Here is a 26,367-nt window from a genome sequence, read left to right as displayed (position 1 = left end):
TACGGACGGCGGGCCCGGACGGATGAACGGTGAGCGCGGTCACCGGCCGGGGCGGCGCCCGCGCCGGTACCGTTCGTTCCCGGGTGCGCGACCCGCCACCTGCCGCCAGAGAGGGAGCCACCCGTGCCGGATGCCGAGCAGGTGCTCGCCGACGCCCTCGCGGCGGCCCGCGGCACCGACGTGCGCGCGGCCGAGCGGGCCCTGGACCGGCTGGTCGTCGGCGACCCACCGGCCGTGGACGCGGCGCTCCTCACCCGCCTGACCCGCGGCGTGGCGCGGCTCTGGCCCCGCGGCTGGCAGCCCATGGACCTGGAGCGGATCGCCACCCGCCGGCTGACCCCGCGGGGCGCCCGGCTGCTCCGGGACGTGCTGGCAGCCCAGCGGCGCGCGATGCCCGACCCGGCCCCCGCCTGGTTCGACGCCCAGCTCACCGAGCTGGGCGCGCGGTGGGACGGCGACCCGGGCTGGCTGGACCGGCGCGCCGAGGGCGACCGGATCAGCGCGCTGCGCGACGCCGTCGACGCGCTCGCCCTGGTGGCGGGGCTGCCGCCGATCGCGGTGCTCCGCCCGCCGCCCGGCGGCCCGGCCGTCGCCGCGCGCGCCACCGTCCCGGCCACCGGCTCACGGATGCTGGACCGGGTACGCGCGCTGCTGGCCAAGGCCGAGTCGACCACCTTCCCCGCCGAGGCGGAGGCGCTCACCGGCAAGGCGCAGGAGCTGATGGCCCGGCACAGCATCGACGCCGCCCTGCTCGACGCCGCCGCCGAGCGACCCGACCGGCCCGGCGGCGTGCGGCTCGGCACCGACGCCCCGTACGCCGCGGCGAAGGCGCTGCTCATCCAGGAGGTGGCGGCCGCCAACCGCTGCGAGTCGATCTGGTCCGACGACCTCGGCTTCGCCACCGTCCTCGGCTTCCCGGCCGACCTGGCCGCCGTCGAACTGCTGCACACCTCGCTGCTGGTGCAGGCCACCGCCGCGATGCTGCGCGGCCGGGGTGAGCGCCGCACGGGCAGCGGCCGGCGCACCAAGGGCTACGACGAGTCCTTCCTCAACGCGTTCGCGCTGCGGATCGGGGAGCGCCTGCGGGCGGCCACCGCGGCGGCGGCCGAGGAACGGGCCGACGACCGGCTGCTCCCGGTGCTCGCCGCCCGCTCGGACGCGGTCAAGGAGCGGGTCGACCAGCTCTTCCCCGGCGTCACGCGGCACCGGCTCCAGGTCCGCGACGCGGAGGGCTGGACCTCGGGCACCACGGCCGCCGACCGCGCCTCCCTCGACCCCGGCGCACCGGCGCGCCGCTCGCTGCGCGGGGGCCGCTGAGTTTTTCCTCGGGGAAGATGTCGGATCAGACCAACCGGCTCCGACCCGTCTGCGAGAGACGCCACCGCCGGTGGCCCGTACCCGAGGAGTGACCGTGAAGTACATGCTGCTGATCTGGAACCGGCCGGGCTTCGTCGAGGAGCTGTCCGAGGAGGAGCGGAACGCGATCTTCGGCGAGGTCGACGTGATCATGAAGGAGCTGACCGAGTCCGGTGAGCTGGTCGGCGGGGAGGCCCTGGCCCACCCGGCGCAGACCCGCACCGTCCGGTCCGGCGCCGGGGGCCCCGAGATCACCGACGGGCCGTTCCTGGAGAGCAAGGAGCAGTTCGCCGGCTACCTGACGGTCGACTGCGAGACCCCGGAACGGGCCGCCGAGATCGCCGCGCGCTGGCCGGACGTGCGGCACGGCGTCGGCGTGCTGGAGGTGCGGCCGGTGATGGAGCAGGCCGGGACGGAGATGTGACCGACCGGGCGGTCGAGGACCTGCTGCGCGCCCTCGCGCCGCAGGTCCTCGGCGTGCTCGTCCGCCGGCACGGCCAGTTCTACGCCTGCGAGGACGCCGTCCAGGAGGCCCTGCTCGCCGCCGCGACCCAGTGGCCGGCGCGGGGCGTGCCGGACCATCCCCGCTCGTGGCTGGTCACCGTGGCGACCCGCCGGCTCACCGACGAGTGGCGCAGCGAACGGGCCCGCCGGGACCGCGAGGTCGCCGTGGCGGTCCGGGAACCGGCGTACGCGGCGGTCGCCCCGCCCGCCGACGAGGAGCCGTCCAGCGGGGACGACACGTTGAAACTGCTCTTCCTCTGCTGCCATCCGGCGCTCACGGTCAGCGCCCAGGTGGCGCTCACCCTGCGGGCGGTCGGCGGGTTGAGCACCGCCGAGATCGCGCGGGCGTACCTGGTGCCGGAGGCCACGATGAGCCAGCGGATCCGCCGGGCCAAGCAGCGGATCGAGGCGGCCGGGGCGCGGTTCGCCATGCCCTCGACGGCCGACCGTGCCGCGCGGCTGCGTGCCGTGCTGCACGTCCTCTACCTGGTCTTCAACGAGGGATACACCGCCTCCAGCGGGGCCGAGCTGCACCGGGCCGAGCTGACCGCCGAGGCGATCCGGCTGGCCCGGGAACTGCGCCGGCTGCTCCCCGACGACGGCGAGGTGGCCGGGCTGCTCGCCCTCATGCTGCTCACCGACGCGCACCGGGCGGCGCGTACCGGCCCGGGCGGTGAGCTGGTGCCGCTGGCCGAGCAGGACCGCACCCGCTGGGACCGGGCCGGGATCTCCGAGGGCGTCGCCCTGGTGACCGAGGCGCTGACCTGGTCGGCCCCCGGCCCGTACCAGGTGCAGGCCGCCATCGCGGCGGTGCACGCCGAGGCGCCCACGGCGGCCGACACCGACTGGCCGCAGATCGTCGCGCTCTACCGGGTGCTGGCCCGGCTCGCGCCGAACCCGATGGTCACCCTCAACAAGGCCGCCGCGGTGGCCATGGTGGACGGCCCCCGGGCCGGGCTCGCCCTGCTGGCGCCGCTGGACGCCGACGAGCGGACCGCCGGCCACCACCGGCTCGCCGCCGTCCGCGCCCACCTGCTCGAACTGGCCGGCGACCGGAACGCCGCCCGGGACGCCTACCGGGACGCCGCCCGCGCCACCGTCAGCCTGCCCGAGCGGCACTACCTGGAGGTACGCGCCGCCCGGCTGGCGGACGACCGATGACTTCCGCCGAGCCGGAGAGTCGACCGCGCATGGGAGAGGTCACCAGTCAACTGTCGGTGTCGCTGGACGGGTACGTCGCGGCGCCGGGGCAGAGCCGGCAGGATCCGCTCGGTCGGGGCGGCCTGCGGCTGCACGAGTGGTTGTTCGCCAGCGAGAGCTGGCGCGGCCGGCACGGGCTGGCCGGCGGGGAGCGGAACGTCGACGCCGAGCTGGTCGACGAGATGACCGCGGGCGTCGGCGCGTACGTGATGGGTCGCCGCATGTTCGGCGGCGGCGAGGGCCGCTGGGACCTGGACTGGACCGGCTGGTGGGGCGACGACCCGCCGTGGCGGGTCCCGGTCTTCGTGCTGACGCACCACCCGCGCGAATCGCTGCTGATGCGGGGCGGGACGGAGTTCCACATCCGCTACCGGGTGCGCCGCTGACCCGCCGGAGTCAGAACAGCCGTCCCCGGTACGGGTGCGGCCGGCCCCACCGCTCCTCCCACTGCACCAGCTCGGCCTGCCAGACGGGAAGGTCGGGCCGGTACTCGCGGATGAGGTCGGGGTTCTCCGGGCGGCTCGCCAGGAACCGCCAGTATGCCTCGACCGCCTCCCGCACCTCGTCCAGCGAGTATCGGCCGCCCTCGCCCGGGACCCACTCGTTCTCAAACTCGACGCCACCGGCGGTGAAGCTCACCTCGTACTTGTCGCTGTCCCACCCGTCCTCGAGCGGCCGGCCGTGCGACACGTCGTCGACCATGGCGAGGGCGTCGAGACAGACCGAGTGGTAGACCGAGATGTCGGTGATCAGCCAGGCGCCGAGCGCCCGGTAGCGCTGATCCGTCACCTCGAACAGCGGCAGGCGAAACTCGTCGAGCGAGAAGGTGATGAACGCCAACAGAGGTCCTTCGGATCAGGGGACGACCGGCCATCCGTGTGTGAAGCCGCCCGAGCCATTGTAGAAACCTTCGATCACGAGGTCCTTGTACTTACCACGCCACATCTGCGTGCCGGGCACCGGCCGTGCGCCCTGGAAGGCGCCGCTGATGGCGTTGTCCACCTGGGCGGGCGTCCAGTCGTCCGGGAAGAAGGAACTCTCCCCGCCGTTGCCCTTCTTCGGCTTCCAGGCGCCGTGCGGCGGGTTCATGGTCGAGTCGAAGAACTCGGGCTTGGCCCGGTACGCCCCGGTCTTCGGATCCCGGACGACGGTGCCCGGTTGCAGCCTGCGGCCCGGGAAGTCCTGGCCGCCGGGCCGGTAGTGGTAGCCGGACCCCTTGGGCATGCCCGGCTTCACATGGCCGCCGAAGACGTGTTCGGTGAAGTGCGGGTTCATCCGGTCGGGCCGGTTGCGCGTCTTGGCGCGCTTGAGAAAACGCAGTGCGGCCCGCATCAACCGGCCGCCGGCCTTGCCTCCACTCATGCCATGTCACCCGTCGAGGAGTTTCCAGAGGACCTCTTGGACGAGGTTGCCGACGATGGTCCGGGCCAGCTGCTGGAAGATCGGGATCTCCAGGAGGGAGGCGCCGAAGGTGACCGCCGCCGTGGCGATCGCCTGGGCGATCTGGATGGCGAGGATGACCAGTTGCACGATCACGGCGATCTTCAGGGCGAGCACGATGGCCCCGCAGATGATCAGCCCGGTGCCGGTGAGCACGGCCGCCGTCACCCCGTCGCGGAGGCTGTCGGCGGGGCTGTCCTCCCGGTTCCACCAGGACTGGAAGGCCGTGATGTCCTGGCCGGTGTGGCTGGACCAGACGCCGGCGGCCCCGGTGTTCGCCTCGGCCACGACCCCGGACAGGGTGCCGGAGAAGCGGATCCAGGCGTTGCCCATCTCGAAGAGCTTGACCTCGTCGGCCTCGGGCCAGGTGTAGCCGAGGATGCCGAGCAGCGAGCGCAGCTCGCCGGGAAGTTCCAGACCCACCGTCAGCCTCCCAGCGCCTGCCGCAGCCCGTCGAAGCCCTGCGTGATGGCGGCCTCGATCTCGGCGTAGCGGGTGGCCATGTCGGTGAGGTCGGTGCCGGCGGCGGAGATCTCGGAGAGCGCGGTGTCGAAGCACTCGAAGGCGAACGCGGAGACCTCGTCGTGGGCGGCGCCGATCAGCGCACCGATGTCGTCGGAGCCCCAGGGCTGGCCGAAGGCGGCCAGTTCGGCCTGGAACGCCGTCATGGCCTGGCCGAACCGGGTGGCCACGTCGCCCAGCGCGCGACCGGAGCCGCCCAGCCCGTCCGGGTCGACCTCGATCGCCATCACCGGCCGCCCTGGCCGGACAGCCGGTCCTGGGCCTGGACCAGCGCGTCGGTGAAGGTGGTGAGCTGCCGGCCGGCGTCCTGCTGGATCCGGCGCAGTTGCTCGCCGAGGGAGGACAGGTCGACCTGGCCGGGGACGGCGGCGGTCGCCTTCTCCTGGAGGTCGGCGAGCGCGGCGTTGACGGCCGTGCCGATCTCCTCGGCCAGGGACTCACTCGGCAGCCGCATCACCCGGGGGTCGAGGGTCAACGCGGTGATCCGCCCGGGCGGGCCGGCGGTCGCCCGGACCAGGCCGTCGGCCGCCTCGCCGACTCCCTCCGGCGGCGGGGGCGCCTCGCCGTCACCGTCGGCGCCGGCGGTGAACCGCCCCAGCGCGGACATGGTCTCGGACAGCACGCGGTCGAGGCCGGATGGATCGACGGGCTGGGCCATGGGCGTAGCTCCTCCGGGGTCGAGGTCCTCCCGCATGCTACGCAGTTCGCGCCAGTCGGCGTGACCCCGGGTGAGCGACTGTGGACGATCCGATGTGGAGCGCACCTGCGCCGCGGGCCGGACCGGCAGGGTTGCCGGACCGGCCCGCGCCGACGGATGGTCAGCTCTTGAAGGCGTCCTTGATCTTCTCGCCGGCCTGCTTGAGGTTGGCGGCCGCCTGGTCGTTGCGGCCCTCGGCCTCGAGGCGCTCGTCGTCCGTGGCCCGGCCGACGCCCTCCTTCACCTTGCCGGCGGTGTTCTCGGTCGCGTTGCCGATCTTGTCGTCGATGCCCATGGGAACCTCCACTCAGCAGTTTTCCGTGACGTCAGGCAAGTACCCCGGGTTCCGCCGTGCGAATCCCCGGCCGTCAGCCGACCGGGCGGAAGCGCCGAAGCCGGAGGCTGTTCGCGACCACGAAGACCGACGAGAAGGCCATCGCCGCGCCGGCGATCATCGGGTTGAGCAGGCCCGCGGCGGCCAGCGGCAGGGCGGCCACGTTGTAGGCGAAGGCCCAGAACAGGTTGCCCTTGATGATCGCGAGGGTCCGCCGGGAGAGCCGGATGGCGTCGACGGCGGCCGTCAGGTCGCCCCGCACCAGTGTCAGGTCGGACGCCTCGATGGCCACGTCGGTGCCGGTGCCCATGGCCAGCCCCAGGTCGGCCTGGGCCAGCGCGGCGGCGTCGTTGATCCCGTCGCCGACCATGGCGACGGTCCGCCCCTCACCCTGGAGGCGCTCGACCACGGCCACCTTGTCGGCCGGCAGCACCTCGGCGATCACCTCGTCGATGCCGACCTCGGCGGCCACCGCCTTGGCCACGGTGGCGTTGTCGCCGGTGAGCAGCACCGGGGTGAGCCCCAGTTCGCGGAGCCGGGCGACGGCCGCCGCGCTGGTCGGCTTCACGGCGTCGGCCACCGCGAGGACGCCGCGGGCCCGGCCGTCCCAGCCGGCCAGGACCGCCGTCCGGCCGGCGGCCTCCGCGCCGGCGACCGCCCGCACGACCTCCTCGGGTACGTCGAGACCGCGCTCGCGCAGCAGCCGGAGCCGCCCGACCACCACCTCCCGGCCGTCGACCGTGCCGGTCACGCCGAGGCCCTCGGCGTTGGCGAAGCCGGTCACCGCGGGCAGCGGGCCCGCCTCGGCAGCCCCGTCGGCGACGGCGCGGGCGATCGGGTGCTCGGAGGCCCCCTCCAGCGCGCCGGCGAGCCGGAGCAGGTCGGCCGCGTCCTCGCCCCCGGCGGGCAGCACGTCGACAAGCGTCATCTTCCCGGTGGTGACGGTGCCGGTCTTGTCCAGCACGACGGTGTCGACCTGGCGGGTGGACTCCAGCACCTCCGGCCCCTTGATCAGGATGCCGAGCTGGGCGCCCCGCCCGGTGCCGACCAGCAACGCGGTCGGTGTGGCGAGCCCCAGCGCGCAGGGGCAGGCGATGATCAGCACCGCCACGGCGGCGGTGAAGGCGGCGGTCGTGCCGCCCCCGGTGCCGAGCCACCAGCCCAGCGTGCCGGCGGCCAGGGCGATCACGATCGGCACGAAGACACCGGAGATCCGGTCGGCGAGCCGCTGCACGGCCGCCTTGCCGGTCTGCGCCTGCTCCACGAGCCTCGCCATCTGCGCGAGCTGGGTGTCGCCGCCGACCCGGGTGGCCCGGACGACCAGCCGGCCGCCGGCGTTGACGGTGGCGCCCACCACGGCGTCGCCCGGCGCGACCTCGACCGGCACGGACTCGCCGGTGAGCATGCTGGCGTCGACCGCCGACGTCCCCTCGGCGACCACGCCGTCCGTGGCGACCTTCTCACCCGGGCGGACCACGAACCGGTCGCCGACCGCGAGCTGGTCCACCGGGATCCGGGTCTCCTGCCCGCCGCGCAGCACCGCGACGTCCTTGGCGCCCAGCTCCAGCAGGGCGCGCAGGGCGGCGCCCGCGGTGCGCTTGGACCGGGCCTCGAAGTAGCGGCCGGCGAGGATGAACACGGTCACCCCGGCCGCCGCCTCCAGGTAGATGTTGCCGGCCCCGTCGGTGCGGGTGATGTCGAAGCGGAACGGGTGGGTCATCCCGGGCATGCCGGCGTCGCCGAGGAAGAGCGCCCAGAGCGACCAGCCGAACGCGGCGAGGGTGCCGAGCGAGACCAGCGTGTCCATGGTCGCCGCGCCGTGCCGCAGGTTGATCCACGCGGCCCGGTGGAACGGCAGGCCGCCGTAGACCACGACGGGGGCGGCCAGGGTCAGCGACAGCCACTGCCAGTAGTCGAACTGCCAGGCCGGCACCATGGCCAGCACGATCACCGGCACGGTCAGCACGACCGACACCCACAACCGGGTACGCAGCCCGCGCAGCTCGTCCACCGGCCCGGCGGTCGCCTCGGCGGCCTGCGCGGGCGGTGGCGGGACGACGGCCGTGTAGCCGGTCTTCTCCACGGTGGCGATCAGGTCGGCCGGGGTGACCTCGTCGGCGTACCGGACGGTGGCCTTCTCGGTGGCGTAGTTGACCGTGGCCTCGACGCCGTCCATCCGGTTGAGCTTCTTCTCGATCCGGGCGGCGCAGGAGGCGCAGGTCATGCCGCCGATCGCCAGCTCGATCAGGTTCGGCGCGACCGGCAGGGACCGGGCGGATGTCATCTCGTCACCTCCGGTCAGCTGTGCCCGTGCCCCGGGGCGCCGTGGTCGGCGTCCGGGGTCGGTGCGGTCGTGGGGGCCGGCGCGGCGGGCGCCGGCGTGGCCTGGTCCCCGGCCAGCACGGTGAACTCCGCGGTGTGCACCGCGTCGCCGTGCCGGAAGTCCAGGTAGAGACGGTACGCGCCGGAGGAGGGCACCTCGGCGGCGAAGGTGACCGCCGGCCCGGCCGGGGTCCGCCCGTCGCCGGGCGCGCCCTCCGGGTGCACGTGCAGGTACGCCAGGTCGCCCTGGCGCAGTGCCACCAGGTGCCCGTAGGCCCCGAGGTAGGGCTGGAGGTCGGTGACGGGCCGGCCGTCCCGGCTGACGGTCAGGGTGAGCCGGCTGGTCCGGCCGGGCTGCGGGGCCCCGGTGAGGGTGACGGTGTAGCCGTCGACCGTGGTGCTGGTCACCGGCGCCGGCAGCGGCCGGTGCTCCAGCGCGCCCGGGACGGTGACGTCGACCCCGAGGGTGAGCGGCTCGCCGCCGGTCGGGGTGAAGTCGGCGAACGCCCGCCAGACGCCGGGCCCGGCGAGCGGCGAGGCGACCCGCCAGGTGCCGTCGGCGGCCAGTTCCGGGTGGACGTGCCGGAAGCCGGAGAGGTCGCGGCGGGCGACGATCAGGTGCATGCGCTTGTCGTGCGCCACGTCGTAGCGGGTGACCGGCCGGCCGTCCGGGCCGGTGATCCGGAAGGCGAACTCGCCCGCGGGGGCGGTCACCGGCTGAAGCGTGTAGCCGCGGTCGGAGACGAGCAGCCCGCCGGGCAGGTGGGCGGTGGCGGTGGCCGCGTGGCCCCCGTCACCGTGGTCGGTTCCGCCGGGGTCGTGGCCGGCGTCGGTGGCGTCGTGGCGGGTCTCGGCGGCGGGGGTGACGGGGCCGGCCAGGTGGCCGACCCCGTACGCCGTGCCGAACACCGCCGCGAGCCCGAGGGCGAAGCCGCTCAGCTTCGTCGCCGTGTTCATCGGGGCACCTCGGTTCCTTCGGGTCGGCGGACCCGTCACGCCCCGGCGAGGTCGTAACCGGCCTCGTCGACGGCGGCGCGGACGGTGTCCGTGTCCAACGGGCTCTGACTGGTGACGGTGACCCGGCCGGAGGCCAGGTCGACCTGGACGTCGGTGACGCCCGGCAGCGCGCTCACCTCGGTGCTGACCGAGTTGACGCAGTGCCCGCAGGTCATGCCCTGCACCTGGTACGTGGTGGTGACCATCGCGCTTCTTCCCTTCCGCCGCTGTCGTTACCGTTACCCGGTGTGGGTATCGGCCACGGGAGGACCGTACCATACCCCCGAGGGGTACGCTATCCTCGACGTCATGACCGCACCGACGACCCCGACCCGGGGCTACACCGCCAGCAAGGACCAGCTCCTCGCGCGGCTCCGCCGTATCGAGGGCCAGGTCCGCGGCATCGAGAAGATGGTCGAGGACGACCGCTACTGCATCGACGTGCTGACCCAGATCTCCGCCATCCAGGCCGCGCTGGACAAGGTCGGCCTCGGCCTGCTCGACGGGCACGCCCGGCACTGCATGCACGACGGCGCCGCCGAGGGCCGCGCCGACGAGATGGCCACCGAGATGATGGCCGCCGTGGGCCGCCTCATGAAGCGGGGCTGACCGGGCCGGGTGAACCCGCCGGCCGCGTGCCACGTGTCCCGTTGCGAACCGTTGGGAGAAACGCCATGGGCGCCGACCACACCCGTCCCGCTCCGCCCGCCCCGCCGCGGGTCCGGCGGATCCTGGTCGCGACGGTGGTGCCGCTCTTCCTGATCACCGTCGTCGCGGCGCTGGTGCTCTGGCCCCGGCAGGACCGGGAACCGACGGACGCGCCCGCGCTGCCCCGCTACCACGGCACGGTGACCCGGGTGGTGACCGAGCCCTGCCCGCCGACCCCGGAGGCACCGGAGGGTGGCCCCGGCGGGTCCGCCGGCCCGTGCGGGACGGTGACCGTCGCCGCCGAGCAGGGCCCGAACGCCGGCCGGCAGGTCGAGACGCCGGTGCCCGCCGGCCCCGGGGCGCCCCGGGTCGAGGTCGGCGACAAGGTGATCCTGGTCGAGCTGACCGACCCGGCCGATCCGGCCGTGAAGACCTACGACATCGCCGAGCACCGGCGCGGCACCCCGCTGGCGTGGTTGGCGGTGCTGTTCGCCGTGGCGATCGTGGCGTTCGGCCGCTGGCGCGGGCTGGCCGCGCTCGGCGGGCTGGTCGCGAGCTTCGCCATCCTGCTCGGGTTCGTGCTGCCCGGGATCGGCGCGGGCCAGCCGCCGCTGCTGGTGGCGATCGTCGGCGCCGCGCTGATCATGTTCGTGGTGCTCTACCTGACCCACGGGATCACCGCGCAGACCTCGGTGGCCGTGCTCGGCACGCTCGGCAGCCTGGTGCTGACCGGCGTGCTCGGCACCCTGGCCACCGCCGCCACCCACCTGACCGGCTTCGGCAGCGAGGACGCGACCACCCTGTCGATGTTCCAGCGCGACGTGGACCTGCACGGCCTGCTGCTGGCCGGCATCGTCATCGGCTCGCTCGGCGTGCTGGACGACGTCACCGTCACCCAGGCCGCCACGGTCACCGAGCTGGCCCACGCCAACCCGGCGCTCTCCCGACGCCAGCTCTACCGGGCCGCCACCCGGGTGGGCCGGGCGCACATCGCCTCCACGGTCAACACCATCGTGCTGGCGTACGCGGGCGCCTCGCTGCCGCTGCTGCTCCTGCTCGTCGCCGACTCCCGGCCGGTGAGCCAGATCCTCACCAGCGAGTTCCTGGCCCAGGAGATCGTCCGCAGCGCGGTGGCCACGCTCGGCCTGATCGCCGCCGTACCGCTGACCACCGGACTGGCCGCGGTGGTCACCACCGCCGGGCGGCGCGGGACCACCGCGGGCCCGGCCGACCCGCCCGCGCCACGGCCGCCGGTCGCGCGGGACGAGGCGCTGGAGGCCCTCGGTGGGGCGCCGGACCGGCGCTCCGGTGGGTGGTCCGGCGGTGACAGGAGCACGGAGGCCGCATGGTGACACTCCGCAGCGTGATGACAGATGTCAAACGCGATCCTGGTCACGCTGGGCGAGGACGAATTCTCGCTATTGGTCGGCTTCCGGACGTAGAACCCGGGGAGGACTCTCGGGTAACCTCGCTGCCGGTCACCGCCGAAGGCGCGCACCGGCGCCAGCGGTGCCGCCGCCCAATCGCCCGCGGGCGAGCCGGGGAACCAGGTACATGGGGTGAATCCGCGCGAGCGGTAGGGGCCACTTCCGTCCCGAACCCGTCAGCTAACCCGGTCGGCGGCCGACGGAAGGGAACACTGTGACGGCACCCCTGCGCCGCTGGCTGACCCCCGTGGTGGCTGCGCTGGCCGCGCTCACCGTGCTGGTGGGGCCGACCCCGGCGACGGCCGCTCCGAGCACCCCCACCCCCTCGGGGCACTCCGACGAAGACGACGACCCCCTCATCACCGAGGCCATCGACACCGCCAACCGGGCCTACCTCCAGGCCAAGTCGAAGCTGGACACGTCGCGCAAGCGCCAACTCCAGCTCGCCCTCGAGGTGAAGGCGGCACAGAGCGAGCTCGACGCGCTGAGCCCGCAGGTGGCCCAGATCGCGGCCCAGTCCTACCGGACCGGCCGGATGGGCGCCATGGCCATGCTGATGGAGAGCAACACGCCCGACTCGTTCGTCCGGCGGGCGGCCGCCCTCGACGAGCTGAACCTGCTGAACGCGCAGAAGCTCGGCGCCATCAACGCCGCGAAGACCCGCGCCGAGCAGGCCAAGATCGCGCTCGACGTCGAGGTGCGCGAGCAGGAGAAGCAGAAGAACGCGATGGCCCGCGAGAAGGCCGAGACGGAGAAGGCGCTGAAGCTGGTCGGTGGGATCGGCTTCACCGGTGGCCTGGTCTCGGCCACCTCGCCGGTCGCCCGCGTCGGCCCGGGCCGGACCTCCGACGGCGACTGGAAGCCGGAGTCGTGCAGCGAGAACGACCCCACCACCTCGGGCTGCGTCACCCCGCGCACGCTGCACGCGTACAAGGAGGTCAAGCGGGCCGGCTTCAACCGCTTCGTGGGCTGCCACCGGAACGGCGGGCCGTTCGAGCACCCGAAGGGCCGGGCCTGCGACTGGTCGTTGCAGAAGAGCGGCTTCTCCTCCTGGCGCACCAAGGACCAGCGGATGTACGGCAACAACGTCGCCGCCTTCCTCATCCGCAACGCGGACCGGCTGGGCATCTACTACGTGATCTGGAACCGGCAGATCTGGTTCCCGGCCACCGGCTGGAAGTCCTACAGCGGGCCCTCGGACCACACCGACCACGTGCACATGTCGCTGCTCTGACGACGTACACCGAAAGGGGCCGGCCCGCGACACGCGGGCCGGCCCCTTCGACGTTTTCCGACGGCCGTCAGTTGGCGAGCGCCGGGTCCGCGGGCGCGGCCGGTGCGGGCACCTGGGCGGCCGGCGTGCCGGCCGGGGCCTGGGCCACCCTGCGCACCTCGCCCGCGCTGAGCCGGTACGACAGGCCGACCACCGCGCACCGCCCGGCGACCACCTCGTCGGCGAGGACGGCGGACCGGGCCAGCAGCGCCTCCACGGTCTGCGCGATGTGGATGTCGACGATCCCGTCGAGGTCCTCGACGCCCTCCCGGCCGGCCCGGAGCAGGCTGGGCGCGACGGCGTCCACCACGGCGCCCAGGTGCCCGGACGGCGACGTGCCGGTGCGGACCGCCTCGCGGGCGGCCTGGACGGCGCCGCACGAGTCGTGGCCGAGCACCACCACGAGCGGGGTGCCCAGCACGGTCACCGCGTACTCGACGCTGCCGAGCACCTCGGGGCCGGCGGTGTGGCCGGCGGTGCGGACCACGAAGAGATCACCGAGACCCCGGTCGAAGATGATCTCGGCGGCGAGCCGGGAGTCGGAGCAGCCGACGATCACGGCGAACGGGTGCTGGCCGTCGGCGACGGCCGCCCGGTGTCCGGCGTCCTGATTGGGATGGCGCGGGTCGCCGGTGACGAACCGGTGGTTACCGGCATAGAGCTCGGCGAGCGCCTGCTCGGGAGTGGTCGGCACTGGTCCTCACCTCGTCCTCGCGCGAAAACGCCCTGGTCAGCCGGCCTGCGACGGTGGCGGCCTCGGCACCCACGGTCACACGCAGCCCAAGGTACGTCAAGATTTACGTGATACGGATTTCATACGTTGGCCGGACCTTGACGGCGGCCGCGGCAGCGGCCTCGACAGGACCGGAGCACGCGGGACCCATACGATGACCATCATGGCGACGACACCGGGTGCGAGGGGCAGCGGCCGGAACTGGACGTTCCTCACCAATCACGGGCACGTGCTCCTGGCCATCGCCCGCAACCCCACCGCCCGGCTGCGGGACGTGGCCGACGAGGTGGGGGTCACCGAGCGGGCCGCCCAGGCGATCGTCGCCGACCTGGAAGCCGGTGGCTACCTCCGTCGCACCCGGGTGGGCCGGCGCAACGAGTACACGGTCAACCCGGCCGGGCACTTCCGGCACCCGGCCGAGGCCGACCAGCAGGTGGGTGCCCTGCTCGCCCTCTTCACCGCCGAGCCGCTCAGGGAGCCGGCGGCCGGGAGCTGAGCGCGCCCCGCGTACGCCCGTCACCGCACGGGCGGCGCGGCGACGGTAATCTCACCGCGTGCGCGACAGCTTGCGGCCGGACGGGACGACGGGGCGCGTCCGGGCCGGACACCGGATCCGATCCGTCCTCTCCGGAGCGGCGGCCGCCGCCGCCCTGCTCGGCGGCGTGCTGACGGTGCCCGCGCCGGCCGTGGCGGCCCAGGAGTGCGGGCCGTCCGGCGGCCCCGCCCCGACCGCTTCGCCGTGGGCGCTGAACCGGCTCGACCCGGCGTCGGCGTGGCGGGTGACCAAGGGGCAGGGCATCACGGTCGCGGTCATCGACTCCGGCGTCTCACCGACCCACCCGCTGCTGCGCGGCCGGGTGCTCCCCGGGGAGGACTTCAACCAGCTCGACAAGCGCAAGGGCCAGTGCGACCAGGTCGGCCACGGCACCCTGATCGCGGGCATCATCGCGGGCAAGGAGGGCACGGGCGCGCCGTACTCCGGGATCGCACCGGAGGCCCGGATCCTGCCGGTCCGCGTGCTGGCCGACAACAAGAAAGCCTTCGACGAGTCCATCCCGGCCGAGATCGGGAAGGCCATCCGGTGGGCGGTCGACCACGGCGCCGACGTGGTCAACCTGTCCCTGGTCACCCTCGACGACCCGGCCCTGAGGTCCGCCGTGGACTACGCGCTCGGCAAGAACGTGATCCTGGTGGCCGCCGCCGGCAACCGGCAGGAGAACCAGCAGGACCAGCCGGCCTACCCGGCCTCCTACCCGGGGGTCATCGCGGTCGCCGGGGTGGACGAGAGCGGCGGGCACGTCGGCAGCTCGGTCACCGGCGACTATGTGGACATCGCCGCACCCGGGCTGAACATCATTGGCCCGGCCCCGCAGGGCTCCGGCTACCTGGCCGAGCCCAACGGCGGCACCAGCTACGCCACCGGGTACGTCTCCGGGGCCGCCGCGCTGGTGCGGGCCGCGCACCCGGACCTCGACCCGAAGGACGTCGCGTTCCGGCTCACCCGCACCGCCGACAACCCGCCCGACGGGCACAACGCGCTCGTCGGCTACGGGGTGGTCAACCCGTACCGGGCCGTGACCAGCCTGCTGGGCACCCGCAGCGACCCGCCCCTGGGCGCGATGCCGGCGCCCGCGCCGCACGAGGATCCGCTGGCCTGGCAGCGCACCGTGGCGATCTGGGCGGCCGTGATCGGCGCCGTGCTGGCCGGGGCCCTGCTGACGCTGCGGCCGATCCTGGTGCGGGGCCGCCGGCGCGGCTGGCGCCCCGGCCGGCGTAGCGTGCCGCAGGACGCCTGAACGGCCCGGGCCGACCACCGGTGCGGGGCCCGGCCCGGAAAAGCACCACGGCCCCGACCCCGGCGTGAGCCGGAGCGGAGCCGCAGCGGATCGGTCGGGTCAGCCCCAGACCTTCGAGTTGCTCATCTCGGTGGTCATGTAGTTCTCGCGCGCGATGCCCACCGCGCCGCCGATCTCGTTCAGGACCTTGTTGATGTCCCGCACGGCGGCGTCCCACTGAGCCTGGTGCTGCTCGTAGGCCACGCGGTCCTGGCCCTCCCACTCGAGCTTGCTCAGCATCGAGCGCAGCGTGTCCAGCTTCTCGTCGATGGTCCGCGAGATGGCCTGCATCTGCTGGTTGCTGCTCTCGAGGACAGCGTAGTCAACCTTGATGCTCATCGATTCCTCCTCTGCCTGTCTTCGCGGATCACGGGTTGAGAGCAGAGTGGAACTTGTCCAGCATCTGCTGCTGCTCTTCGTCGTTGACCTGGTGCGTCGTGCCGGACTTGTCAAGCAGGTCGGCGATGTTGTCCATCGCCGTCAGCAGCTTGTTCGTGTCCTCGTTCCAACGCAGCATCAGGTTCTGGAAACCCGTGGACGCCCCGCCCTTCCAGGCCATGGCCAGGTCGTCGACGACGTTCCACAGCTTCTTGAGCTCACCGTCGACGTCGCTGCGCGTGGACCGCACGTCACTCGCGGCGGTGTGCAGGCTCGCTGCACTGACCTCGAACGCCATGCTTCACACCCTTCCGTCATCTCTGTGGCGGCGGATCCGCCGCGCCCCTCCCCCGCGGCAAGGCGTACACACCCCACCGACGGACACTTCAATCGAACCGTAGCGGACGACGTCCAATCCGCGCAGCCCTGCTTCCCCATGGCGCACAACGCCGTCCGGCGTTCAGACCGTACGACGTGGACGGTCGCGGTCGCCAGCGGCCGCTCAGGACGGCCGTCGATACGACCTGACGTGCAGCACCGCGCCGAAGACCAGCACCACCGCCAGCAGCGCCACGAACAGCCACAGCACCGGCTTGTCGAGCGCCCGGTCGAGCACCACCGGGATGAGCGCCGCGACCCCGGTGAGCAACACCACTTCGCTGGCCCGCTTCGCCCACGCGGCGCGGGCCAACTGGGCGACCAGCGCCAGCCCGAGGAAGACCGGCACGGTCACCAGGAAGTACACGAAGAGCACCAAGGTCACCCCGGACCCCTTCCCGTCACTGGTAGAACTTGGAGTCCTGCACCCAGTCGATCTTGATGTCCTTGATGTCCGGGTCCTGGCCGGCGGCCGCCCAACCCGGGCGGGAATCCGACACGAAGGCGAACCGGTCGTTGCCCTGGAAGCCGGCCACGACCGCGGAGAACAGCGCGCTGATGTCGCCGAAGACCAGCGCCAGGATGGCGGCGCTCGCGGCCATCCCGGCCACGCCGATCGCCTCGGCGATGGGCGCCGTCGGGGGGAACGCCTGGAGAGCGACCGAGGCGATCACCGCGATCAGGATCGGGATGAGCGCGTCGACCAGCGCGTTCACCGCGTCGTTGAAGGCGTCCCGGGCGGCCGTCAGGGTGTCCCGGTTGGCGTTGAACGCCTCGGCCAGCGAGTTGATCTCGGCCCCGAGCTTGCGGAGGAAGAGGTCGAAGGCGTCCCGGTCGTCGAAGTCCCACTCGGCGTCCGACGGCGGGACCTGCTCCAGCGCCGCCCCGAACTGGTCGCCGCCGAGCAGCCGCGCCGCGTCGCCCCACTCCTTGATGGACTTGTTGACCTCGTCGTTGTCGAACGTCTCCAGGTAGGCGATGGCGGCACCCAGCGCCCCGGCGAAGACCAGCCACATCCAGTTGGCCCGGGCCGCCGGCAGCAGGCCGCGCACCGGCGCCGTCGCGGCGGCGACCGTGTGCGTGCCGGTCACCGTGCCGGCCGCGTTGGCGATCAGGATCTCCGACATCAGCTGCTCCCCCCGTCCACCCGGCCGGTCACTTGACCACCCAGGGCTGGTCGGACTTCTCCCAGTTCTTCGCGGTCTGTTCCAGCTGCTCGGCCGCCTTGTGCAGGTGCTCGATGCCGGTCTTGACGTTGGCGAGGTGACCGTCCACCGAGGCGTTGTGCGCCTGCACGGTCCCGCCGCCGAAGAGGGTCAGCGCGCCGTCCGGCAACTTCACGCTCTCCAGCAGCGTCTGCACGTTGCGCAGGTACTGGATCGGGCCGTCCGGAGCGTCGAGCTTCTTGCTCGCCTTGCGGATCGCGTCGACGTCGACCTTGTTCGCCACCGCGTCTCCTCCCTGGTCAGCGGCGCAGGCCGCGGGTCGGGTCAGTCAGGTCCACGCCGAACTCCCGGAACCAGTCCTCCGGGGTGAGGTTGCCCGCCTGCGCCCGGCGGACCAGGTCCGACCCACCGAGCACCTCGCTCATCAGCTCCTGCTGCCGCTCGGCGAAGGCCGCGTACGCCGCGTCGATCGCGGCCTGGAGCGACTCGGCCAGGGTGTAGCTGTCCAGCCGCATGGCCCGGGCGTTGACGTCGATGCCACCGACCTTCATGTCACCGTCGACCGTGACCCGGACCAGGCCGTCCGGGCTCTCCCCGGTCACCCGCAGCTCGGCGCGCTGCTGCTGGAACTCCGCCAGCCGGCGCTGCTGCTCCTGCGCCTGGCGCAGCAGGTTCTCCACGGCGCCGCCGGCGCCGCCGTAACCCCACGAGGTGCTCACGACTGTCCTCTCCTCGGATCGACGGTCGGGCCGACGCTACCGGACCCGCTCATCCGGCGTCCGCCCCTGTCAGGCAGGCTCCGTCCACGCGGTCTGGATGAGCTGCTGGCCGTCGCGGCGGCGGACCAGGGTGCCCCGGCCCGGCGGTTGCGGGCTCGGCCGCAGGTTGCCGAAGACGGCACCCTCCTCGCGGCTGCCGGACATCAGCAGGCCCGGCGAGTCCAGCTCGCGCAGGCGTTGCAGCACCGGCTCGTAGAGGGCGCGGGCCACACCACCCACCCGGCGGGTGATGATCAGGTGCAGGCCGATGTCCCGCGCCTGCGGCAGCAGCTCGTGCAGGGCGCTGAGCGGGTTGTTGCCGCCGGAGGCGACCAGGTCGTAGTCGTCCACCAGGATGTAGAGCTCCGGCCCCTTCCACCAGCTCCGGTCGCGCAGCTGGGCGGTGGTCACGTCCGGCCCCGGCAGCCGGTTCTGCAGGGCGCTGCGGATCGAACCGAGGCCCTGGCTGAAGACCTGGTTGGACGGCGCGTAGTCGAGCAGATGGTCGCCCTCCACCGCACCCAGCAGGCCACGCCGGTAGTCGGCGATGACCAGCCGGGCCTGCGCCGGGGTGTACCGCTCGGCGATGCCCCGGGCGATCAGCCGCAGCAGGTTGGTCTTGCCGCACTCGGCGTCGCCGAACACGGTGAGGTGCGGCTCGGTCGTCAGGTCCAGGTAGACCGGGGCGAGCGCCGACTCGTTGACGCCGATCGGGATGCCCGGGGCCGACCGGTCGACCACCTTCGCCAGCTCGGCGACGCCCAGCTTGCGCGGCAGCAGCCGCACCTTCGGCGCCGGGCGGCCCGGCCAGTTGGCCGCGACGTGCCCGGCCAGGGCCACCGACGCCTCGGTCAGGTCCTCGATGTCGCGCTTGCCGTCGATCCGCGAGACGCCGGTGAGGAAGTGCAGCTTGTCGCGGGTCAGGCCGCGACCGGGCGTGCCGCCCGGCACGTTCTGCGCGGCCCGCCGGTCGATCTCCGACTCCGCCGGGTCGCCGAGCCGCAGCTCCAGCTTGGTGCCGAGCAGGTCCCGCATGTTGATCCGGATCTCCGCCCACCGCACGGCGGTGACCACCACGTGTACGCCGAAACCGAGCCCCCGGTTGGCCAGGTTGGTGATGGTCTGCTCCAGCTCCTCGTACTCCTGGCGCAGCGTGTTCCAGCCGTCGACCACGAGGAAGACGTCGCCGAACGGGTCGTCGGCGAACTCCCCGGCCGCCCGGCGCCGGCGGTAGCTGGCCACCGAGTCGATGCCGTGCTGGGTGAACCGGTTCTCCCGCTCGTCGATGACGGCGACCACCTCGGCCACGGTCCGGCGGACCGCCTCGACGTCGCGCCGCCCGGCCACGCCGGAGGTGTGCGGCAGCCCGTCCAGGCTGCGCAGCGCGCCACCGCCGAAGTCGAGGCAGAAGAACTGCACCTCGCGCGGGGTGTGGGTGAGCGCCAGCGAGGCCAGCATCGTGCGCAGCATGGTGCTCTTGCCGCTCAGCGAGGCGCCGACAATCACCACGTTGCCGCCGGCGCCGGACAGGTCCACCATCATCGGGTCGCGCCGCTGCTCGTACGGGCGGTCGACGATGCCGACCGGCACGGCGAGCCGGCCCCGCCCCGGCCAGTTGGCGGTGGTCAGCCCGAACGTCGGGTGCACGGCCAGCGGCGGCAGCAACTCGGCCAGGGCCGGCGGCTCGGCCAGCGGCGGCAGCCAGACCTGGTGCGCCGGGCGGCCCCGCCCCTGGAGCCGGTCGATCAGCACGTCGAGCATGGCCACGGCCTTGCCGTCGCCCGTCTGCTCCGGCTCGGGCGTGGTCTCGGCCGGGCTCGGCAGGGCCGGCGCCGGCACGTAGTCGATGCCGTACGGGACGATCCGCCGCTGCACCTGCGCCCGGGTGGACCGCTGCACCTGCCCCGGCGCGCGGTACGGGCCGGACACGTAGGCGGCCCGGAACCGGAGCATCGTGGCCGTGTCGGTCTTCAGGTAGCCGTGGCCCGGCGCGTTCGGCAGCTCGTACGCGTCCGGCACGCCCAGCACGATCCGGCTCTCCACCGCCGAGAAGGTCCGCAGACCGATCCGGTACGACAGGTGGGTGTCGAGGCCCCGGAGCTTCCCCTCCTCCAGCCGCTGGCTCGCCAGCAGCAGGTGGACGCCGAGCGACCGGCCGAGCCGGCCGATCATCACGAAGAGGTCGATGAAGTCCGGCTTCGCGGCGAGCAGCTCGGAGAACTCGTCACAGATGATGAGCAGGCTGGGCATCGGCTCGAGCGGCTCGCCCGCGGCGCGGGCCTTCTCGTAGTCGTAGCGCGAGACGTAGTTGCCGGCCGCCCGCAGCACCTCCTGGCGGCGGTTCATCTCGCCGGCCAGCGCGTCCCGCATCCGGTCGACCAGCGGCAGCTCGTCGGACAGGTTGGTGATGACCGCGCTGGTGTGCGGCAGCGCGTCCAGGGAGGCGAAGGTGGCGCCGCCCTTGAAGTCGACCAGGACGAAGTTGAGCTCCTCGGACGAGTGGGTCACGGCCAGCGCCCCGACGACCGTACGCAGGAGTTCGCTCTTGCCGGAACCGGTCGCGCCGATGACCAGGCCGTGGGGGCCCATGCCCTCGTGCGCGGACTCCTTGAAGTCCAGCTCGACCACGTTGCCGTCCGGCCCGACCCCGAGCGGGATGCGCAGGCGGTCCCGGTGGCTGCGCGGCCGCCAGGTCTGCTGGGTGTCCACGGTGGCCGCGTCGCCCACGCCCAGCAGGTCCGGCAGCTCCATGCTGCGGGCCAGCGGCTCCTCGGTGCTGGCGCCCTGCTGCTGGGAGAGCCGGTAGGGGGCGATCTGCCGGGCCAGCCCCTCGGCGGCCGCCATGCTGAGCCGGTCCGGCCGGCCCAGCCGGGACGTGGCCGTGCCCCGCACCAGGTCCAGCCCGCTGCCGTTGCCGGTGTCCAGGCAGAGCAGCCAGCGGCCCGCGTCGCGCGGCACCGTGCCGGAGAGGTCGATGACCGTGGCGCCGAGCAGGCCCGGCCCCATGAGCGCGCAGGTCGGCGAGACCTCGCCGCCGTCGAGCACCACCACGAGGTGCGGTGCCGTGGTGAGCGGCTTCGCCTCCGGGGCGAACCGGGGCCGGCCGCCCAGCTCGTTGGCGAGCGCCGCCTCCGCCTCGGCCAGGCTGGCGAAGACCATCCGCCGCGCCCCGGCCGCGTCCGTACGCCCCGGGTGCTGGGCGTGCGGCAGCCACTTCACCCAGTCCCACACCGGCTGCCGGTCCGGCGCGGCCACCACGGCCACCAGGAGGTCGTCCGGCGCGTGGAAGGTGACCAGCTGGCTCAGCGCGGCCCGGGTGAGGTCCAGCACCGGCTCCCGGTCGCCGCGCAGCGCGATCCGGCTGAACGCGCGCAGCGACAGCGCGGTGGGCAGGTCCGGCACGCTGGAGTGGGCCCGGACGAACCGGCGCAGCGCGATGGCGCTCATCGGCTCCAGGTCCTCCACCGGCTTGGTCTCCGGCGGCACGATCTCCACGGCCAGCCGCTGCGGGCCGAGCGCGATCCGGACCTCGCCGAAGTCGTCCTCGGTGATTCGCCGCTCCCACAGCCGGCGCGACGCGGCGACCGACCAGAGCGCGTCCGGCTCCGGGTGCCGCCAGGTCATCGCGGCGCGCTGCTGCTCGGCGGCGCGCCGGGTGCGCTTGCGCATCTGGGCCAGGTAGCGCATGTAGTCGCGCCGCTGGGCGTTCAGCTCGGCCTTGTCGTTGCCGCCGTTGCCGAGCGTGCCGACCGCCATGCCCAGCATCGACACGCCGAACAGGCCGCCGGCCACGTACGTCATCATGCCGCCACCGCGACCGGCGTAGAGGAAGGCCATCGCGCCGACACCGCAGAGCATCGGCAGGATCATCAGCACCTGACCCATGCCCTTGGCCTGCGGCTCCGGCAGCTCGGGCGGGGACTCCAGCAGCACCTCCCCGCGCGGCAGCGCGGGCCCCGGTTGACGCGGAAGCCGGCGGAACACCACCGTGCTCACGGCTGTCTCCTCCCCAGAAGCGGCCCTGCTCGTCGTCGGCCGACGCACCCGAGTCGTCGGGTGGGCAACCTGTGCGACCGCCATCGTAGGTAATCTCCCGGAGGCGCCGTGGACCCACGGGGGCGGCGCGGGCGGCCGAGGTGGATCGTAGGCGAGCACGAGGAGGCCACTGTGGCGACGAAAACGGCGACCGGCGGACTGAGCCGGATCACCATCGTGGCGCCGCGGACCAGGATGGATCTGGCGCTGCCGTCCGACGTGCCGCTGGCCGACCTGCTGCCGACGCTGCTGCGTTACGCCGGCGAGGATCTCGCCGACGAGGGCGTGCGGCACGGCGGCTGGAGCCTGTCCCGGCTGGGCGGTCAGCCGCTCGACGGCGGCCGCACCGCCGCGCAGCTCGGCGTCCGCGACGGCGAGGTGCTCTACTTCAACCCGCGCGCCGCCGCCGCGCCCGAGATCGTCTTCGACGACGTGGTGGACGCGGTCGCCACGGCGACCAGCCAGCGGGCCGGCGCCTGGCAGGTCGGCACCACGCGGGCGTTCTCGGTGCTCTTCGCCGGTGGGGCGCTGGCGGCCGGCGCGGCGGCCACGCTGTTCGCCGGCCCGCCGCAGCTGCCCGGCGCGCTCGCCGCGCTGGTGGTCGCGGTCGCCCTGCTGATCAGCGCCGCGGTGCTCTCCCGGGCGGCCGGCGACAGCCGGACCGGCGCCCTGCTGGCCATGGGGGGCCTCGGCTACGCCGCGATCGGCGGCCTGCTGGTCCTCGCCGGCGACCGGCGGCTCGCCGAGCTGGCCAGCCCGCACGTGCTGCTCGCCGCGACCGCCGTGGTGCTCTTCGGCGCGGTCGCCGCGCTGGCCGTCGGGGACCGGCTGCCGCTCTTCCTCGGTGCCGTCGGGGTGGGTGTGGCGGTCGGCTTCGGCGCGGCGCTCTGCCTGGCCTTCGACATCGGGGCGGCGGCCGCCGCCGCGGTGGTGGCGACGGTGGCGTTCGGCGCCCTGCCGGCGCTGCCGATGATCTCCTACCGGCTGGCCCGGCTGCCGGTGCCGTCGATCCCGACCGGCCCGGACGACCTGAAGAGCGACACCGAGTCGGTGGACGGCCCGCAGGTGCTTCGCAACAGCGAGCGCGCCGACGCGTTCCTCACCGGCCTGCTCTGGACGGTCTCGGTGCTGGTGCTCGGCGGCGAGGTGGTGCTCGCCGACAACGGCCGGCTGCCGGCCGTGCTGCTCTGCCTGGTGCTGGCCCTGCTGGCGCTGCTGCGGGCCCGCCCGTTCCTGGGCCGCGGCCAGCGCACCCCGGTGCTCCTCGCCGGCACCCTCGGCCTCGGGCTGGCCGCGGCGGCCACCTTCGGCGCCAACCCGCTCCCGGTCCGGCTCGGGCTGATCCTGGGCGGCCTGCTGGTGGTCGCCGTGATCAGTCTGATCTACGGGCTCACCGTGGCGGGCAAGCGGATCTCGCCGGTCTGGGGCCGCACCCTCGACATCGTCGAGATCCTGCTGATCGTCGCCCTGGTGCCGCTGGCCGTCTGGGTGTGCGGCCTCTACGGCTGGATCGTCAACCTTCGACCGTGACCGTGCCCATCGCGGTGCCCACCGGCGCCGTGGCGTAGACGGCCGGGCCGTGCTGGCCGTCGAGCGGGCGGGCCGGCACGCCGGAGCGGCGGGCCACGTCCCGGACCGCCTTCACCAGCGCCTCGGCGTGACCGTCCATGGCGGCCACCCGCAGCAGCGGCGGGAGCTGCCGGCCGCCGGGGAGGACCACGGCCGCCACGGTGTGCGAGGGGGCGGAGGTGGCGGTCACCGCGTCCACCAGCGCGCCCAGCGAGCCGTTGGGGCGGACCCGCAGCGCCAGGCAGCGCTGGGTCCAGCCACCGCCGCGCAGGCTGTTCCAGCTCTCCACCGGTGACTCCGGGGCCAGGTCGAGGCCGGCGCCGGAGACGACCGCCGCGTGCAGCTCGTCCCGGCCGAGCACCCGGTGGCCGAGGCCGGCGGCGTTGAGGGCCTTGCCGAGCCGGCCGACGCCGGCCGCGACCGTGCGGTGCACGCCGTGCATGCCGCCGCCCCGGCTCACCGTCTCGGCGCGGGCGTCGGCGACCGACAGGCGCAGCGCCACCCAGACCGTGCGGTGCGCGGCCGGGGGCGCGCCCGGCGAGGGGTACCACACCAGGGTGTGCGAGACGACCTGGGTCTGGGTGACCGGCCCGGAGAAGTCGGCGAGCACCGCGATCGCCTCGTCCACCGTCGCCGCCTCGACCGACCCGGCCGGGGCGCCGGGCCGGCCGGTCAGCGCGACGGCGGCGAACCAGCCCCGGTCGTCCTGGCCGATGCCGAGCCGGGTGCCGCGCTCGGTCAGCTCGACGACGGACAGCTCCGGGGCGAGCGCGGCCAGCCGCGGGTCGCCGGCCGGCGCGGCGCCCCGGGCGCGGTCGCGGCGGCGGCGCAGCCGGCGGCGGAGCATGAGGTCCTCGTACCACCACCGGCCGCCACGCCGAGCGAAGGCGGCCACCACGGCGAGCAGCGCCAGCGCGGCGACGACGCCCAGCAGCCAGGCCGGGCCGCCGGTGGCGAACCAGACGGCGAGCACGGCGCACTCCAGCACCACCAGCTGGCCGACGAAGACCGGGCCGAGCCGGCCGCGCCGGCGCCGGTCGACCGGGGTGACCGGTCGGTCCGCCGGCGCGGCGGAGGCGGTGGCCGTACGACCGGGTGGCGCCTGGACCTGGGTCATCGGTGAGCGTCCCTTCTGGACATCCTGGGCATCCGCCGGTGCGGTGGGTCGCCGGGTGGCGGGCGGGGTCCCGGTGAACCGTCGACGGCCCCTTATCGTAGGGAAGCCCGCGGCGGAGTTCGGACCTGATCGCCGCGGACCCACCCCTGCCGGAGGTTAGTCATGCGGACCCGCCGCGATCAGGTGCAGGCGTACCGCTTCGTCACCCGCCGGATCGTCTCGGCGCTGCTCTCCGGCGATCCGGAGACCAACGACCTGCCGATGCGGCGCCTCGGCATGGCGGTGTTCGGCAGCGTCATCGCGGCCGCCGTCGTGCTGGGCGGCGCGGGGGCGTACGGGCAGTTCACCAGCAACTCCGCCCCGCTGGAGCCGAACACGCTGGTAATCGAGCGGGAGACCGGGGCGACCTACGTCTTCACCGACGACAAGGTGCTGCACCCGACGCTCAACTACGCCTCGGCCCGGCTCATCCTCAACGACGCCGGCGCGCCGGTCCGCACCATGTCCCAGGCCTCGATCAAGGACCGGCCGCGGGGCCGGGCGGTCGGCATCGTGGGCGCGCCGGACGCCGTGCCGGACCGGAAGTCGCTGGTCGGGCTCCCCTGGTCGGTGTGCGACGTGCCCGACCCGAACGACCCGCAGCGCTCCACCACCCGCCTGGTGATCGACCGGCCGCTGCCCGGCGGCACCCCGCTCACCGACCGGGCGGTCCTGGTCAAGCTGAACGACGCGCGTTACCTGCTCACCGGCGGCGCGCGGCTGCGGGTGGTCGGGGACGAGCAGGCGCTGGTGGCGTTGAAGATGGCCGGCGCGACCACCCTCACGGTCGGCCAGCAGCTGCTCAACGCGGTGCCGGTCGGCCCGGCACTGCGCAAGCCGACCATCGACGGGGAGGGCGACCCGAGCGGGCTGACGGTGGGCGACCGCCCGGCCCGGGTCGGCCAGGTCTACCGGGCCGCCGGCCAGTACTACGTGCTGGCCAAGCAGGGCCTGGTGGCGATCCGGGAGGTCACCGCGCTGCTGCTGCTGGGCGGCGGCGGCCAGGTCACCGACATCACGCCGGACCAGGCCGGCCAGCTTCTCACCGACCAGCGGCTGGAGGCCGAGGGCCTGCCGGACCGGCTGCCCACCGTGCACGAGGTCCGCGCCGGGCGGACGGTGCTCTGCGCCACGTACCGCTCCGGGCCGGCCGGCCAGCCGACCACCACGCTGGAGGTCTTCGACCAGCCGCCGGCCGAGCTGACCGCGTCGACCGGGGTGGCGGCGCGGCAGAGCGACCGGGACGCCGTCCGGACGGCCGAGAGCGTGCTGCTGCCCGGCGGCAAGGGGGTGCTGGTGCAGGCCACCGCCGGGGAGACCGGCAAGGCGGCGGCCGGCTCGACGGTCTACCTGATCACCGCGCAGGGTGTCCGTTACCCGCTCGGCACCGCCTCCGGCGACGCGAAGAGCGCCCTGGGATACGGCGACGTGAGCCCGCTCGCGGTGCCCGCGTCCCTGCTGGCGCTGGTGCCGACCGGGCCGACCCTGGAGCGCGCGGACGCGATGAACCAGTTCGATGAGGGTGCGGTGCCGAGGGGCGGCGCGACCTCGGGACCGGGCGACGGCACGGCCCCTGCGCAGGGCGGATGACCGGGGCGGGCACGGTCCGAAGTGGATAGGGCCGGATGACGGGTCGCCCT

Annotated in this window: 29 protein-coding genes and 1 riboswitch; of the genes, 11 read left to right on the top strand and 18 right to left on the bottom strand. The window is 74.1% G+C overall.

The genetic code is table 11. The annotated features are described in order from the left end of the window. Positions 1-123: 123 nt before the first annotated feature. From ABZS80_RS18865 to ABZS80_RS18850, 4 genes are all read left to right on the top strand, one after another. Positions 124-1,317, top strand: coding sequence for a DUF2786 domain-containing protein (locus ABZS80_RS18865; RefSeq protein ID WP_355057422.1), 1,194 nt, complete (start codon positions 124-126; stop codon positions 1,315-1,317). Positions 1,318-1,420: 103 nt separating this feature from the next. Beyond that, complete coding sequence (locus tag ABZS80_RS18860; RefSeq protein WP_355057627.1) at positions 1,421-1,780, top strand: YciI family protein; 360 nt, start codon at positions 1,421-1,423, stop codon at positions 1,778-1,780. Further along, entirely contained in the window at positions 1,777-3,021 is a 1,245-nt protein-coding gene (locus ABZS80_RS18855; protein ID WP_355057420.1) for a sigma-70 family RNA polymerase sigma factor, read from the top strand. Before ABZS80_RS18860 ends, ABZS80_RS18855 begins: the two co-directional genes overlap by 4 nt. A 29-nt stretch (positions 3,022-3,050) precedes the next feature. After that, positions 3,051-3,446, top strand: coding sequence for a dihydrofolate reductase family protein (locus ABZS80_RS18850; protein WP_355057418.1), 396 nt, complete (start codon positions 3,051-3,053; stop codon positions 3,444-3,446). A gap of 10 nt (positions 3,447-3,456) precedes the next feature. Here ABZS80_RS18850 and ABZS80_RS18845 read toward each other — a convergent pair whose 3' ends face one another. From ABZS80_RS18845 to ABZS80_RS18805, 9 genes are all read right to left on the bottom strand, one after another. Beyond that, entirely contained in the window at positions 3,457-3,900 is a 444-nt protein-coding gene (locus ABZS80_RS18845; protein ID WP_355057416.1) for a hypothetical protein, read from the bottom strand. 15 nt (positions 3,901-3,915) lie between these two features. Next, positions 3,916-4,422, bottom strand: coding sequence for an EndoU domain-containing protein (locus ABZS80_RS18840; protein WP_355057414.1), 507 nt, complete (start codon positions 4,420-4,422; stop codon positions 3,916-3,918). 6 nt (positions 4,423-4,428) lie between these two features. Further along, positions 4,429-4,923: a hypothetical protein gene (locus ABZS80_RS18835; protein ID WP_151462510.1), complete on the bottom strand. Its 495-nt coding sequence runs from the start codon at positions 4,921-4,923 to the stop codon at positions 4,429-4,431. 2 nt (positions 4,924-4,925) lie between these two features. Continuing rightward, positions 4,926-5,249 carry a hypothetical protein gene (locus tag ABZS80_RS18830; protein WP_151462509.1) on the bottom strand — a complete coding sequence of 108 codons (324 nt, stop codon included), beginning with the start codon at positions 5,247-5,249 and terminating at the stop codon, positions 4,926-4,928. Continuing rightward, positions 5,249-5,680, bottom strand: coding sequence for a YbaB/EbfC family nucleoid-associated protein (locus ABZS80_RS18825; protein ID WP_355057412.1), 432 nt, complete (start codon positions 5,678-5,680; stop codon positions 5,249-5,251). The genes ABZS80_RS18830 and ABZS80_RS18825 overlap by 1 nt, the downstream gene beginning before the upstream one ends. Positions 5,681-5,840: 160 nt before the next feature. Next, positions 5,841-6,014: a CsbD family protein gene (locus ABZS80_RS18820; protein WP_355057411.1), complete on the bottom strand. Its 174-nt coding sequence runs from the start codon at positions 6,012-6,014 to the stop codon at positions 5,841-5,843. A 73-nt stretch (positions 6,015-6,087) separates the two neighbouring features. Then, on the bottom strand, positions 6,088-8,337 hold the full coding sequence (locus tag ABZS80_RS18815; protein WP_355057409.1) for a heavy metal translocating P-type ATPase: 2,250 nt from the start codon (positions 8,335-8,337) through the stop codon (positions 6,088-6,090). A gap of 14 nt (positions 8,338-8,351) precedes the next feature. After that, entirely contained in the window at positions 8,352-9,332 is a 981-nt protein-coding gene (locus tag ABZS80_RS18810; protein ID WP_355057407.1) for a hypothetical protein, read from the bottom strand. A gap of 35 nt (positions 9,333-9,367) precedes the next feature. Continuing rightward, positions 9,368-9,577, bottom strand: a complete 210-nt coding sequence (locus ABZS80_RS18805) for a heavy-metal-associated domain-containing protein (protein ID WP_355057405.1) — start codon at positions 9,575-9,577, stop codon at positions 9,368-9,370. A 103-nt stretch (positions 9,578-9,680) separates the two neighbouring features. On the opposite strand from ABZS80_RS18805, the gene ABZS80_RS18800 reads away from it, so the two are divergent. From ABZS80_RS18800 to ABZS80_RS18790, 3 genes are all read left to right on the top strand, one after another. After that, positions 9,681-9,980 (top strand): metal-sensitive transcriptional regulator, encoded by a 300-nt coding sequence (locus tag ABZS80_RS18800; protein ID WP_355057403.1) that lies wholly within the window; start codon positions 9,681-9,683, stop codon positions 9,978-9,980. 65 nt (positions 9,981-10,045) lie between these two features. Then, the gene (locus tag ABZS80_RS18795; RefSeq protein ID WP_355057401.1) at positions 10,046-11,371 is read left to right on the top strand and encodes a YibE/F family protein; all 1,326 of its coding nucleotides are present in this window, start codon (positions 10,046-10,048) and stop codon (positions 11,369-11,371) included. Between the two features lie 154 nt (positions 11,372-11,525). Further along, a riboswitch (cyclic di-AMP (ydaO/yuaA leader) is annotated at positions 11,526-11,657 on the top strand. 3 nt (positions 11,658-11,660) lie between these two features. Continuing rightward, positions 11,661-12,680 carry a hypothetical protein gene (locus ABZS80_RS18790; RefSeq protein WP_355057399.1) on the top strand — a complete coding sequence of 340 codons (1,020 nt, stop codon included), beginning with the start codon at positions 11,661-11,663 and terminating at the stop codon, positions 12,678-12,680. A 67-nt stretch (positions 12,681-12,747) separates the two neighbouring features. Here the strand turns inward: ABZS80_RS18790 and ABZS80_RS18785 are convergent, their stop codons facing one another. Next, positions 12,748-13,413, bottom strand: a complete 666-nt coding sequence (locus ABZS80_RS18785; RefSeq protein ID WP_355057397.1) for a carbonic anhydrase — start codon at positions 13,411-13,413, stop codon at positions 12,748-12,750. Between the two features lie 193 nt (positions 13,414-13,606). On the opposite strand from ABZS80_RS18785, the gene ABZS80_RS18780 reads away from it, so the two are divergent. Together ABZS80_RS18780 and mycP are read left to right on the top strand one after the other, a co-directional pair. Beyond that, positions 13,607-13,948: a MarR family winged helix-turn-helix transcriptional regulator gene (locus ABZS80_RS18780; protein WP_355057395.1), complete on the top strand. Its 342-nt coding sequence runs from the start codon at positions 13,607-13,609 to the stop codon at positions 13,946-13,948. Positions 13,949-14,006: 58 nt separating this feature from the next. Continuing rightward, positions 14,007-15,248: a type VII secretion-associated serine protease mycosin gene (mycP, locus tag ABZS80_RS18775; protein ID WP_355057393.1), complete on the top strand. Its 1,242-nt coding sequence runs from the start codon at positions 14,007-14,009 to the stop codon at positions 15,246-15,248. A gap of 99 nt (positions 15,249-15,347) precedes the next feature. On the opposite strand, the gene ABZS80_RS18770 is transcribed toward mycP, so the two are convergent. From ABZS80_RS18770 to eccCa, 7 genes are all read right to left on the bottom strand, one after another. Next, entirely contained in the window at positions 15,348-15,626 is a 279-nt protein-coding gene (locus ABZS80_RS18770) for a WXG100 family type VII secretion target (RefSeq protein WP_355057391.1), read from the bottom strand. 28 nt (positions 15,627-15,654) lie between these two features. After that, positions 15,655-15,963 carry a WXG100 family type VII secretion target gene (locus ABZS80_RS18765; protein WP_151462501.1) on the bottom strand — a complete coding sequence of 103 codons (309 nt, stop codon included), beginning with the start codon at positions 15,961-15,963 and terminating at the stop codon, positions 15,655-15,657. Positions 15,964-16,167: 204 nt separating this feature from the next. Then, positions 16,168-16,428 carry a hypothetical protein gene (locus tag ABZS80_RS18760; protein ID WP_355057389.1) on the bottom strand — a complete coding sequence of 87 codons (261 nt, stop codon included), beginning with the start codon at positions 16,426-16,428 and terminating at the stop codon, positions 16,168-16,170. Between the two features lie 16 nt (positions 16,429-16,444). Continuing rightward, a complete protein-coding gene (locus ABZS80_RS18755) occupies positions 16,445-17,170 on the bottom strand; it encodes a hypothetical protein (RefSeq protein ID WP_355057387.1) in 726 nt (241 codons plus the stop codon). A 28-nt stretch (positions 17,171-17,198) separates the two neighbouring features. Beyond that, a complete protein-coding gene (locus ABZS80_RS18750) occupies positions 17,199-17,492 on the bottom strand; it encodes a hypothetical protein (RefSeq protein ID WP_355057385.1) in 294 nt (97 codons plus the stop codon). A gap of 16 nt (positions 17,493-17,508) precedes the next feature. Next, on the bottom strand, positions 17,509-17,928 hold the full coding sequence (locus tag ABZS80_RS18745) for a YbaB/EbfC family nucleoid-associated protein (protein ID WP_355057383.1): 420 nt from the start codon (positions 17,926-17,928) through the stop codon (positions 17,509-17,511). 69 nt (positions 17,929-17,997) lie between these two features. Beyond that, on the bottom strand, positions 17,998-21,963 hold the full coding sequence (gene eccCa, locus ABZS80_RS18740; RefSeq protein ID WP_355057381.1) for a type VII secretion protein EccCa: 3,966 nt from the start codon (positions 21,961-21,963) through the stop codon (positions 17,998-18,000). 171 nt (positions 21,964-22,134) lie between these two features. Between eccCa and eccD the strand changes: the two genes are divergently transcribed. Beyond that, positions 22,135-23,532, top strand: coding sequence for a type VII secretion integral membrane protein EccD (gene eccD / locus ABZS80_RS18735; protein ID WP_355057379.1), 1,398 nt, complete (start codon positions 22,135-22,137; stop codon positions 23,530-23,532). Here eccD and ABZS80_RS18730 read toward each other — a convergent pair. After that, positions 23,516-24,688, bottom strand: coding sequence for a type VII secretion protein EccE (locus ABZS80_RS18730; RefSeq protein ID WP_355057377.1), 1,173 nt, complete (start codon positions 24,686-24,688; stop codon positions 23,516-23,518). The two genes, eccD and ABZS80_RS18730, sit on opposite strands and share 17 nt — an antisense overlap. Before the next feature lie 162 nt (positions 24,689-24,850). Between ABZS80_RS18730 and eccB the strand changes: the two genes are divergently transcribed. Then, positions 24,851-26,317: a type VII secretion protein EccB gene (gene eccB, locus ABZS80_RS18725; RefSeq protein WP_355057375.1), complete on the top strand. Its 1,467-nt coding sequence runs from the start codon at positions 24,851-24,853 to the stop codon at positions 26,315-26,317. The last annotated feature ends 50 nt before the right edge of the window (positions 26,318-26,367 follow it).

Source organism: Micromonospora sp. NPDC005305 (genome assembly GCF_040607315.1).
Lineage (GTDB): Bacteria > Actinomycetota > Actinomycetes > Mycobacteriales > Micromonosporaceae > Micromonospora.
This window is presented reverse-complemented; position numbering and strand designations above follow the sequence as displayed.